7 protein-coding genes are annotated in these 12108 nt (G+C 53.0%); 4 read left to right on the forward strand and 3 right to left on the reverse strand.

The genetic code is table 11. The annotated features are described in order from the left end of the window. Nucleotides 1–9: 9 nt before the first annotated feature. The 4 genes from UNDYM_RS05855 to UNDYM_RS05870 all read left to right on the forward strand — a co-directional run bounded on the left by UNDYM_RS05855 (nt 10) and on the right by UNDYM_RS05870 (nt 9537). Entirely contained in the window at nt 10–591 is a 582-nt protein-coding gene (locus tag UNDYM_RS05855) for a hypothetical protein (protein ID WP_162040213.1), read from the forward strand. A gap of 416 nt (nt 592–1007) precedes the next feature. Then, a complete protein-coding gene (locus UNDYM_RS05860) occupies nt 1008–2621 on the forward strand; it encodes a ShlB/FhaC/HecB family hemolysin secretion/activation protein (RefSeq protein ID WP_232063736.1) in 1614 nt (537 codons plus the stop codon). 18 nt (nt 2622–2639) lie between these two features. Then, the gene (locus UNDYM_RS05865; RefSeq protein WP_232063738.1) at nt 2640–8810 is read left to right on the forward strand and encodes an S-layer family protein; all 6171 of its coding nucleotides are present in this window, start codon (nt 2640–2642) and stop codon (nt 8808–8810) included. Continuing rightward, entirely contained in the window at nt 8779–9537 is a 759-nt protein-coding gene (locus UNDYM_RS05870) for a FecR domain-containing protein (protein WP_162040214.1), read from the forward strand. Before UNDYM_RS05865 ends, UNDYM_RS05870 begins: the two co-directional genes overlap by 32 nt. A 73-nt stretch (nt 9538–9610) precedes the next feature. On the opposite strand, the gene UNDYM_RS05875 is transcribed toward UNDYM_RS05870, so the two are convergent. From UNDYM_RS05875 to gmhB, 3 genes are all read right to left on the reverse strand, one after another. Further along, a complete protein-coding gene (locus UNDYM_RS05875) occupies nt 9611–10567 on the reverse strand; it encodes a M48 family metallopeptidase (protein WP_232063740.1) in 957 nt (318 codons plus the stop codon). A gap of 188 nt (nt 10568–10755) precedes the next feature. Next, nucleotides 10756–11505 carry a 1-acyl-sn-glycerol-3-phosphate acyltransferase gene (locus UNDYM_RS05880; protein ID WP_162040215.1) on the reverse strand — a complete coding sequence of 250 codons (750 nt, stop codon included), beginning with the start codon at nt 11503–11505 and terminating at the stop codon, nt 10756–10758. A 38-nt stretch (nt 11506–11543) separates the two neighbouring features. Next, nucleotides 11544–12107, reverse strand: coding sequence for a D-glycero-beta-D-manno-heptose 1,7-bisphosphate 7-phosphatase (gene gmhB, locus UNDYM_RS05885; protein WP_162040216.1), 564 nt, complete (start codon nt 12105–12107; stop codon nt 11544–11546). Nucleotide 12108 lies beyond the last annotated feature (1 nt).

The following is a 12108-nucleotide window of genomic DNA, read 5'->3' on the forward strand; positions in this document are numbered from 1 at the left end:
AGGGCAGGCATGAAGTATTTTCTTTCCGCTTTGCTGTGCAGCTTCATGCTGCTTGCCTGCGCAACTGTTCATGCTGCCTCAACGCCAGTTCGTGCGGCAGTGACGGCATCTCCAGCGCAACAGGCAGCAATGCAGCTTGAACTAGACAGGCTGATCGCACAATTTAGCGATGGCATTGCAGAAACCTACAGCGAAAACCCTGCCCGTATCGTTTATGGAAATTTGTTTGGCGATCATCAACATGACGCCGTTGTCCTGTTCAACCTCGAAGGATACGGTGGCGGTAACCATCATGCAGAATTCATCGCCTTTTTTACCGAACAGGAACAATTTGACGTAGCCGACATGCATACACGGCCCTATCTGCTGGTGGCTGTTACCAAGCTGGGGGAGCGTGGCTGGCGCTCCTTTGATTTTAATAGTGCAAGCATCAAACAGAAGTCTGTCACCCTGAATGGCAAGGAAATGACCTCAGGTGATGCCATGTGTTGTCCGTCTCTGACGATTACTCGCAGCTTTGGCGTCGATGAATTTGATCATATTATCGAAAGCAAAGACGGGAAAATGAAGCGTCGTGCTGCTCGTCCATAATTACTCTTCCATCGATTTGCTGTTTTAACTTCGCGAAGTTCAAATTCACACATTCCAATTTCTCGCATTTTTCTCGCATTTAAGCCTCTCACATTCATATTTCCGGGTTTTAATCTGAATAAAACACATCAGTTTTAACTTTCCCGAATACAAAATAAGACAGCATGTTTGAATTAACAACATAGTGCTTGTAGTGCGTATTGGATTGCAGGATACTTGTAACTAAACATTTGTAAGCAGACATTTCAGCCGCAGTTTTTTTCGCGCGCATCTTCAGCACAGAATTCGATACAAGAATAAAAGTCGATAGGCAATATCAGCACAATCAGCATAAATCAGTACATCGCAGAGGCTGGTCAGGCTCCGCACACAGAAGAACTTGGTATAGCACGACTCAGTAACTGGGAAATCTTAGTATGAGACCGTTGAAGAACAAGCATGTCAAATCCCGTCTTAGCCTCAGCCTGCTTTTCGCCATGGCATTGGGGCTTAGCCAGCCACTGGCGGCGCAGGATACCGATAGCGTCATAGGGCGTTTTGATATCAGCCGTTACGATGTCAAAGGCAATAATTTGCTGAGTGCTGCTGCACTCGATAGCCTGTTGGCACCGTATACCGGCAAAGGCCGCAGTTTTGCCGATGTGCAAAGAGCACTCGAAGCACTGGAAAAAGCTTATCGCCAGAAAGGTTATAGTCTGGTGCAGGTGGTCTTGCCTGAGCAGGAATTGAACCAGGGCGTTGTTAAATTCATCGTCGTGCAGGCACGCATTGCCAATGTCAGTGTCAAGGGCAACCGCCATTTCGATAGTGACAATATCAAACGCAGCCTGCCCCAGTTGCGCACAGGTGATACGCCCAATATTAAAAAACTGTCTGAGAGTCTGAAGACAGCGAATGAAAATCCAGCCAAAAAAACCAGTTTGCAATTCGAGACATCGAATCAGGAAGGCGAAGTCAATGCTGTCCTGAATGTCACCGACAGCAAACCCTGGACAGTGGGCGCGACGCTCGATAATGCCGGTGACAGTAATACCGGCAAGTCACATTTGGGTTTGTTGTTCCAGCATGCCAATGTCAGCGGGCATGATGATGTACTCAGCCTGCAATACACGACCACCCTGCAAAAACCGAGTAAATACGCGGTGTTTGGTGTTGGTTACCATTTGCCACTGTATGAGCGTGGTGACAGTGTGGATTTGTATGCGAGTTATTCGAATGTCGATTCAGGCTCAGTCTCGGCTGGTATCTTCGACCTCAATGTCAGTGGCCGTGGTTCCGTCTTCGGTGGGCGTTATAACTTCAACCTGGGCCGCAGTGAAGATTTTGATTCACGTCTGAGCTTTGGCTGGGACTATAAGGCATTCAAGAACAATGTGGCTCTGCAAGGTATACAACTGGGTAATGATGTCACTGTCCATCCCGTCAGCATCAGCTATGCCGCCAGCCTGAATTCCACAGCAGGTGAGACAAATGCCTATGTGACTGCAGTGCACAATTTGCCCGGCGGTGAAAAGGGCAAGACCGAAGATTTCCAGCGAGTGCGCAGTGGCGCGACTGCTGGTTACAGCATCCTGCGTTATGGCTTTGGTTACAGCAAGGTGTTGCCCGCAGCCTGGCAATTGAAGCTCATGCTCAGTGGTCAATATACCAGGGACAGCCTGGTCCCGGGTGAGCAGTTCGGTGCCGGTGGTGCCAGCAGTGTGCGCGGCTTTACTGAACGGGCGCTGGCCAATGACTATGGCACCCTGATCAGCGCAGAAATTTATACTCCTAATCTGTGTGCCGGTTTCAGTGCCAGTTTTACCCAGTGCCAGTTACTTGGCTTTTATGACGCTGCCCATCTGTCGCGTAACAAGGCGCTGCCTGGGGAGCAGAGTTCGGCTTCCCTTTCCAGCGTAGGCATAGGCATCAGGCTTGCCATGTCGCGCATGATGTCGCTGCAGATGGACTATGGTAAGTCCCTGCATGCGCCGGATGAATTGAGCAAAGATGACAGGCGTTTGCATGTCAGGCTGGGCATCAACTACTAATGATGGATGAGGAAGAGCATGAGAAAAGAAATCGATATGTTCGCTCAATCTGTATCAGTATTGCGATCGGACTTGAAGCAAGTCTCGTTACCGAGATTGCTCCCACGGTTTATGCCAGCTTTGCTGGCAGCATGTTTTGGTACGGGTTTCATTACCAGCCTGGCCCATGCAAATCCCGTAGGGCCGCAGATCATCAATGGCAAGGTCATCTTCAATCAGGATGGCAAGGTCTATACCATCACCAATACGCCAGGTGCAATCATCAACTGGCAGGATTTTTTCATCAATGCCGGTGAGACTACCCGCTTCATACAAGAGAGTGCCAACAGCACGGTATTGAACCGCATCATCGGCCAGAATCCCACCCAAATACTGGGCACCTTGCAGTCGAATGGACGGGTGTTTTTGATTAACCCGAATGGCATCCTGTTTGGCAAGGGCGCGCAGGTTGATGTCAATGGCCTGACCGTCTCCAGCCTGGGCATGAACGATACCGATTTCAAGGCTGGCAAACTGAATTTCAATGCCGGTACTACGGCAGGCAAGGTCAGTAACCAGGGCGCAATCACGACACCGTCTGGTGGTCAGGTTTACCTGATTGCACCGGATGTAGAAAACAGCGGCATCATCACTTCACCCAAGGGTGAGGTCTTGCTGGCAGCAGGGCGCTCGGTGAAGCTGGTTGATTCAGCCAACCCGGATGTACACGTGGTAGTCAGCGCCAACGCCGACCAGGCAGTCAACCTGGGGCAAGTCATTGCCCAGGGTGGCAAGGTCGGGATTTATGGCGGCCTGATCAGCCAGCGTGGCCTGGTCAGTGCCAATAGTGCCGTCGTAGGTGAAAACGGCAGGATTTATTTCAAGGCCAGTGGGGATACCACACTTGATGCAGGCAGCACAACCACCGCAACCGGCAAAGGCAAGGGCGGCGATATACAAGTGCTAGGTCAACGCGTGGCACTGGCTGGCAATGCACAGGTGGATGCCAGCGGCGACACCGGTGGTGGCCAGGTCTTGGTGGGCGGTGATTACCATGGCGATAATCCCTCTGTCACGAATGCCAAACGTGCTTTTGTGTCGAGCGATGCCAAAATCAGTGCTGATGCATTGAAAACAGGTGATGGCGGCAAGGTCATTGTCTGGTCAGATGAAGTTACCAGGGTCAATGGCAGTATCTCTGCCCAGGGCGGTGCTTTGGGCGGTAATGGCGGTTTTGTAGAAACCTCGGGCAAGCAAAACCTCGACTTTCATGCCAAGGTCAATGTAGGTGCGGCACGCGGCAAGGCCGGCACTCTGTTGCTTGACCCGTCTTCGATCACCATAGCCGGTGGCAATGGCGACGGTGCCTCTGACGGTACTGGCACTTTCCAGGGCTCAGCAATAGGCACGATCAATTTTGCTGATGGCAGCCCGACGACTGTCTATCAGTCAGAATTACAGGGCTTGACACCAGGCACCAATATCATCCTTGAGGCCAGTAATTACATAGACACCAGCGGTACTTTTTTCGGTAGCCTCATCAACCTGCCTGCAAACTCCAATCTGACGCTGCGTACCCGCAATGCCGCTACCGATGTCAGTGCCACACGCGGCATCAACCTAACAGGCGCCGATCCCAATCTCGAATTCAAGACTGCCGGTACCGGCAGTATCAGCCTGCAGGCCGGGACTGCAGCGTCGCCGCAGACTGCAGGTATTTCAGTCGCCAAACTGACGACCAATGGTGGAAGCATCACCTTGAATTCCAGTGGCAATACCACCGCCAAAACCTTGCTGACAACCCCGGGCACGGTTGGGGCAGGCGGCAATATCACCATCAATAGTAGTGGTTATGTCAATCTTGGTTCTGGTGGTGTTGATGCGCGTGGCAACGCTGCCGCGAATGCGAATGTCACGATCACCGCCGGTTCTGATGTGACCCAGCAAAATGCGACAACCATTTATGCCAATGACCTGAAACTGATTGCCGCAACCGGCCTGCATGGCACAACATCGACCGACAATATGGTGGTCAGGGCGGCAAAAGTGAATGCCCTGAATACCGGTAGCGGGGACATCCGTATCACCAGCAATGGTGCCAATCTGGTGGTTGGTGATGTCGGTGGCACCGGCTATGGCATTAAACAGCAGCTTGCAGGGCAGGCCATATACCTGAGTTCGCCTACAACTTTTGCTGTTGAACTGAATGCCCCCGTCATTACCAATAATGGCCTGGTATCTGTCACCGGCGCAGGCGGCATTAATCAGTTTGCTGGTGGTAATATCGTCAGTGCTGGTGGTACGGTCAGCCTGTCGGCGACCGATGCGGATGCCATGACCAGCACGGCTGCAGGCACACAGATCAATAGTTCTGGCGCTGCCATCTCTCTCAAATCAGACAAGATGGATTTGCAGGGCACGGTCAACGCAGGTAGTGGTAGTGTGGCGCTGGATATGAATGGTGGCGGCACTATTCATCTTGCAACTGTTGCTACCAATCTGAGCTCGGGTACGCTGGAACTGTCCGCTGCCGAATTGAATAATATTACTGCGGCTCGCCTTAAAGTCGGCAACATGTCTGGTGCCAGTATAGATATCAAAGGCGTCATGGGTTCAGGCGCTGGCGGTGCCCTGCAGAACATCAACACCTCGCTGACCTTAAATTCTGGCAATACAATTACCCAGCAAGCTGGCGCTACTATTGATGGCGCCAGTTCGGTGCAGGCGCGTGGATACAGTGTCAGCCTGACTGAGGCGAATGCTACCGGTGTTATTTCCGGTTCTTCCAGCACGGGCAGTTTCTTTTACCGATCAAGCAATCCCATCAATGTTTCCACGGTCGATGGGTACAGCGGCATCAGTGCGCCGTCCAGCGTCAAGCTCATGTCTGATTCTGCCTCAGGTATCAGCCAGGCTGCTGGCAATGCCATTACCACAAGTGGCCTGGCCTTGCAGACCAAAGGCTCGGTCAATCTGAGTAATACCGGCAATAGTTTCAGTTCACTGGCGGCAGACCTCAATCCTGGTGGCCTTGGTACTGGCAGCCTGAATGTCTTTAGTTCCGGTAACCTGAATATCAGCAATCTTGCTGCCATCACCGGTATTACGACGAATAATCAGGCAGTAACGGTGAGTTCTGGCACCGGTACATTGACGGTTTCTGACAACGTCAATGCAGGTACCGGTAAAGTTGGCCTGATTGCTGATCAACTGGTACTTGGCGGCCCTGGCGGTATCACAGCCGGTGATTTTGGCATACGTCCATTTACCACAGGACGCGCAATCACGGTAGGTTCTGGCACATGCACATCGGCACCTTGCCTGAGTGTGACCAACCTGTACAAGGTCAGTGCCGCCAATATTGCGATTGGCAGTGGTGACGCTGGCAATGCATCCGGCTCCATCTCGGTGGTTGGCATTACTGACACCAATACCAGTGCAATTACCGATATCAAACACCTGACGACAACCCGCATAGGCTTGCTGACCGGCGGCGATATTACCCAGGTCAATCCTATTACTGTGCAGGATCTGGGTCTGGTTGCCGGTAGCAGCATCACGCTCAATAGCGCGAATGTCATCAGCAACCTGGCTGCCAAGGGCAATGCCAGCCTGAGCCTGGTGAATACCCAGGGTATCAATGTCAGCACATTAAGCGGTGGTAACGGCTCCAGCACATATAGCCTGGCTGGTATCGCCACGACAGGCAATTTGTACCTGACCACCAGTTCCGGCAATATCGCGCTGGGGGCCAATATCAACACCGGCACCTCCACCACAACACTGTCTGCCGCTAACGGTGCAATTACCCAGTCGGCTGGTAATGTAATCAGTGGCGGCGCGCTCGATGCAACTGCCAATGGGGGTATAGGAAACAGCACTGGTTTGAAAACCAGCGTACCTGTCCTGCTGGCGAATAACACCGGTGCCAATACCGATATCAACATCAAGAATACCGGTGCGCTGAACATCCGCAACGTGCAGCAAAGCACAGCTGGCAGCACTGGCAATATTTTTATCGATAATATCGGTGCCATCACGCTTGACAGCGGAGATGCCGTACGCAGCAAGGCTGGCAACATCAGCCTGGTCGCACACAGTCCTCTGACGGTGAACGGTACGGTTGCCAGTGCAAATGGCGGTAACATCACCCTCGAAGCGGGTGCCAGTGGCAGTACTGCCGACAAGCTGACGGTAGGCAATACCGGCTCAGTGACGACCAGCGGTAATATCTTACTCAAGGCAGGTGATGCCATCCTGATCTCTGGCACTGTCAGCGGTGGCACGGTCACTCAGCAAGCTTTCCAGAATGCACCTTTGCCTACGCTGGAACAGTGCATAACCAATTCCTCCACACCGGGCTGCAGCTCTGTCCTGCCTAGCCTGGCTGCCTGTGTCAGTAATCCTAATCTGCCGGGTTGCAGCGTGGTATTGCCCAGTGTGGCAGCCTGCCAGGCCAACCCTACGCTGGCAGGTTGCAGTGTAGTCTTGCCCAGCCTGAGTTCCTGCATTGCCAATCCTTCTCTGTTTGGTTGCTCGAATGTACTGCCCAGTCTCAGTAGCTGCCTGGCCAACCCGAATATCGCTGGCTGTAGTGCTGTATTGCCCAGCTTGTCTTCTTGTCTGGCAAACCCATCCATCCCTGGTTGCAGCGCTATTCTGCCTAGTCTGAGTTCGTGCATCAGCAATCCCAGCCAGTCCGGTTGCAGCGCAGTCTTGCCCAGCCTGACACAATGTACCGCCAACCCCGGTATCCAGGGTTGCAGCGTGGTCTTGCCTGCGCTGGCTGCCTGCCTGGTATCACCTAACATCGCTGGCTGCTCGGCTGTCTTGCCATCGGTCGCGGCCTGTACCGCCAGCCCGACTTTGCCTGGCTGTTCTGCGGTCTTGCCCAGCTTGTCCGCCTGCATCGCCAACAGCAGCCTGGCTGGTTGCAGTGCTGTATTGCCGACGCTGGCGTCCTGTATCGCCACACCGACGCTGGCAGGTTGCAGCAGTGTCTTGCCAAGCTTGACAGCATGCGTGGCCAACCCGTCTCTGGCTGGTTGCGCTGCTGTTTTGCCTACGCTGGCAGCCTGTACTGCCAGCCCCAGCCTGCCAGGTTGCAGCGCTGTTTTGCCCAGCCTCAGTGCCTGTATTGCCACACCAACGCTGGCAGGTTGCAGCAATGTGTTGCCGACACTGACAGCATGCCTTGCCAACCCATCGCTGTCAGGTTGCAGCGTAGTCTTGCCAACGCTGGCAGCATGTACAGCCAACCCGGCCCTGGCTGGTTGCTCGTCTATCCTGCCTAGCTTGACAGCTTGTATCGCCAACCCCGGTTTGGCAGGCTGTTCATCTGTGCTGCCATCGGTTGCGGCATGTGCGGCTACTCCCAGCCTGCCTGGCTGCAGCGTGGTCTTGCCCAGCCTGAGTGCCTGTATTGCCACACCTGCACTGGCAGGTTGCAGCAATGTCTTGCCGACACTGGCCTCCTGTACTGCAACACCTGCGCTGCCTGGCTGCAGTGTTGTTTTGCCCAGCCTGAGTGCATGTACTGCCAATCCGGCTACGCCTGGTTGTTCTGCTGTCTTGCCCAGCTTCGCAAGTTGCACTGCCAATCCAGCCCAGGCAGGTTGCAGCGCCGTATTGCCGACGCTGGCAGTATGTACCGCCAATCCATCCACTGCGGGTTGTTCTGCCGTCTTGCCTACCTTGGCTGCTTGTACAGCCAGCCCTGGCCTGCCCGGTTGTAGTGCGGTGCTGCCTGGCCTTGCCATTTGCGTAGGCTCGCCATCGACGCCAGGTTGCAGCGCAGTCTTGCCTGGTCTCGCTGCATGTACTGCTAATCCAGCGACACCCGGTTGCTCTGCTGTCTTGCCTTCGATGGCCAGTTGCGCAGCTAATCCGGGCTTGCCAGGTTGCGCTGCTGTGTTGCCTGCCCAGGCACAGTGCGCCATCAATCCAGTCTTGCTGGGTTGTTCACTGGTCTTGCCCATAGGTGATCTCAGGACTGGCAATATTCTGAACAACACGATTAATTTTGCGCTCAATAACTTTGTCAGCTCTACCTTGTTTATCACTAACGCTATCAGCAATCCTGGCAGTTTCTTCGATAGTGGCAGTGATTCCGGCAGAGAGACCAGGTTTGAGCAAAGAAGCAGTTTTGGCGGTATCAGGGATAACGGAGTATTAAAAAATGCTACAGATAAAAAACTCTACTGCAATTAAGTTTTTCTTTATTGCAGCACTGTGCCTGAGCTGTGCGCTGAGTTTTGCTGCGCAGATCGCGGGCACGGTGACCCATCTCAGCGGGCCATTGATCGCCAAGAAGGCAGATGGCACGGTCAAGGTATTGTCCCTGCAGTCTGGCATAGAGCAGGGCGATACCCTGATTGCCGAGAAAGATACGTATGCCCGCATCAAGTTTGCCGATAATAGTGAAATCGTTTTGCGCCCAAGTACCCAGATCAAGATAGACCAGTTTTCTTTTGAAGAAGACAAGCCCAATAATGATGGCTTTACCATGACCCTGATCAAGGGCGGCTTACGCGCTGTTACCGGCGTACTCGGCAAGCGCAATAAAGAAAGATTTGGCCTGAATACACCAACGGCATCGATAGGCATACGCGGCACTATCTTCATCGCAGAGTTCGTGCCTCAGGATGCAAGCCAGCCTGGCTCGGGTGCTACAGACGCCCAGGGTAACGGGCCACGCGCGCCTGGTTTGTATGTGCAAGTCCTGGATGGCACAGTCTTCCTGAAAAACGATGCGGGCAATCTCGATGTCACTGCCGGTCAATTTGGTTTTGCGACCAGCTTCACCAGACCGCCAATTCTTTTGCCGAACAACCCGGGCATGCAATTTTCACTACCCGGTAATTTCCCTGTGAGCCTGAATCAGGATAATGCCAATAATGAGAGCAAATCAGGCAGTTTGATTTGCGAAGTAAGGTAATGATGTATTGAGATGAAGACAGGATTTGTCGTAGCGGCAAATCCTGTTTTTCATTAGAGCCCTGTCGTTGAATTTAGAAAACCGGCAAATCAGCACTGGCATGCTGGCGCAAGGTATTACGTGCGACTTCAAAGTCAGGAAATACCGACTGCACAGTTGCCCAGAAACGCGGGCTATGGTTCATCTCACGCAAATGCGCAAGCTCGTGCGCGATCACATAATCAATAATCATTGGGGAGAAATGGATCAGACGCCAGTTCAGTCGTATCTTGCCTTGTGACGTGCAAGAGCCCCAGCGCGTTGCTGCTGCCGACAAGGCCATGCTTTGATAGCGGACGTTGAGTTTTTCAGCAAATACCGGCAGACGCTCATTGAAAACCCGCTTGGCTTCTTGCTGTAGCCAGGCCTGCACCCGGTCTTTCAATTGCTGCTCACCAGCATCCGCTGGCAGGTTGATAATCAACTCAGCCTGCTCGCTCTGGAAATGCGTGCCGCTGACAGAGGCAGGGGCAATCCGCAAGGTAATTTCACCACCCAGATAAGGCAGCTTCGCCCCATCCTGCCAATGCATGGTGGGTTCCAGCTGGCGCTGCGTGCGCTCACGCCGCTCGGTCAGCTTGCGCAAGATCCAGGCTTGCTTTTCCTGTATCGCCGTTTCTATATCGGCAATCGTGACCCAGCGCGGTGCAGTGATGCGCAAACCATCTTCGTTGATCAAAAAACCTATACTGCGCCGCTTCGAGCGCTGCAAATCATATTCAAGCAAATAATCCTGTATCAGGATGCGACGCTTGTTGCTGGTATTGACGAAGGTAGAAGGTGGTGATGCAGACGGCGGTGGTATGGGAGAGGGTGGTGCGGCGGGCCGCTGTTCATCACGCAGAACGATATCTTTAAGCGGGTTTGCTGCTGGCACCGGCGTCTTGGCAGGCACAGGACGCAATTTGTCCGGCACCAAAAAATCACTGAATAAATCCAGTTGCAAAGCCATTTGTATGGCCTTGCCTATCGAGGGAATACGGGGCTTCATTTATGCTTGGGGAATCCTGATTCAATAGCAAGTGAATATCTGCTCAGCTTCATTTTTAAGCTGGCATGACACTAGTTTGACCTATTTTCAGGCTTTCGTGTTTTTACGGCTGAAAATGGAGATTTGCAGCGGAGTTTGCAGCGGGGGAGGGGGAAGGAGCTGACACAGCAAGCATCAGCCCCGATAGCTTATTTGGATTGTTCAGACTGATAAACCTGCGGAGAAATCACACGCATCTCTGCCTCTATCCACTTCTCCACTTCCTGCATCAGCTCCACCGCATTCATGCCGTTCGGTGGTATAGGTTTACCGACAGAAACAGTAACAGTACCCGGCAATTTGGTGAAAGAGTTTTTTGGCCAGCATTCACCCGAGTTCAGCGCGATAGGCACGACTGGCGTATTGGTTTCTACTGCCAGACGGGCGCCGCCGCCTTTGTACTGGCCTTTTTTGCCAACAGGGATGCGCGTACCTTCAGGGAACATGATGATCCATTGCCCATCAGCCAGGCGTTTGCGGCCTTGCGTGACAACGTGAGCAAACGCATCCTTGCCCTTGCTGCGGTCGATAGGGATCATGCGCAGCATGGAGATGGCCCAGCCAAAGAAGGGGATATAGGTAATTTCTTTTTTGAACACGAAGACCAGTGGGCGTGGTGTCGCCATCAGCAGGAAGATGGTTTCCCAGGCAGACTGGTGTTTGGACAGCAGGATGGCCGGGCCATCCGGGAAGTTTTCAAATCCCTTGGTCTGGTAACGTATGCCGCAGATTACTTTTGCTGCCCAGATGATGGTGACATTCCAGCGGGCGGTAATGTAATAGCGCTGGTTATACGGCAAAAACGCAAACAGCATGCTGATGGGCGCCCAGACAACGGTGACTACCGCCATCACCAGCAAGAAAATCAGTGAACGTATAAAACGGGTGAAGCTAAGCATGTAGTCTCCATTGTAGCGATGCTGGTTTGAATAATGACTCAGATCGCGATATTAAATTCAGACGGCGAGTTTTCCACCAGTTTGTCGACCATGGCTGCCAGATCGTCATAAACTTGTGTGCCAGGTGGCAGGCCACCTTTTTCCTGGGTTTTAGTGCCTTTACCGGTCAATACCAGATGGGGTTTGCAACCCAGTACGAAGCCCGACTGTAAGTCACGCAAAGAATCCCCGACACAATGCACACCTTTGAGATTTACTTCATAGCGACGGGCAATTTCTTGCAGCATGCCAGGCTTGGGTTTGCGGCAGTCACAATTATCATCTGCCATGTGTGGGCAAAAGAAAATCGCATCGATTGTCGCCCCGACTTGTTGAGCACTGGTATGCATTTTTTGATGGATGGCATTTAACGTCGCCATATCAAACAGCTTGCGGCCTATACCAGACTGATTGGTTGCCACCACTACCCTATAGCCCGCCTGGTTAAGCCGGGCGATGGCTTGCAGCGAACCTGGTATCGGCTTCCATTCTTCGGGTGACTTGATAAAGTCGTCCGAGTCCTGGTTGATCACGCCATCGCGGTCAAGGATGATGAGTTTCATC

The organism is Undibacterium sp. YM2 (assembly GCF_009937975.1).
GTDB lineage: Bacteria > Pseudomonadota > Gammaproteobacteria > Burkholderiales > Burkholderiaceae_D > Undibacterium.

What these genes read in the sequence shown, in the direction of transcription:
- UNDYM_RS05855 (WP_162040213.1), top strand. Translation starts at nt 10, where the DNA reads ATGAAGTATTTTCTTTCCGCTTTGCTGTGCAGCTTCATGCTGCTTGCC.
- UNDYM_RS05860 (WP_232063736.1), top strand. Translation starts at nt 1,008, where the DNA reads ATGAGACCGTTGAAGAACAAGCATGTCAAATCCCGTCTTAGCCTCAGC.
- UNDYM_RS05865 (WP_232063738.1), top strand. Translation starts at nt 2,640, where the DNA reads ATGAGAAAAGAAATCGATATGTTCGCTCAATCTGTATCAGTATTGCGA.
- UNDYM_RS05870 (WP_162040214.1), top strand. Translation starts at nt 8,779, where the DNA reads ATGCTACAGATAAAAAACTCTACTGCAATTAAGTTTTTCTTTATTGCA.
- UNDYM_RS05875 (WP_232063740.1), bottom strand. Translation starts at nt 10,567, where the DNA reads ATGAAGCCCCGTATTCCCTCGATAGGCAAGGCCATACAAATGGCTTTG.
- UNDYM_RS05880 (WP_162040215.1), bottom strand. Translation starts at nt 11,505, where the DNA reads ATGCTTAGCTTCACCCGTTTTATACGTTCACTGATTTTCTTGCTGGTG.
- gmhB (WP_162040216.1), bottom strand. Translation starts at nt 12,107, where the DNA reads ATGAAACTCATCATCCTTGACCGCGATGGCGTGATCAACCAGGACTCG.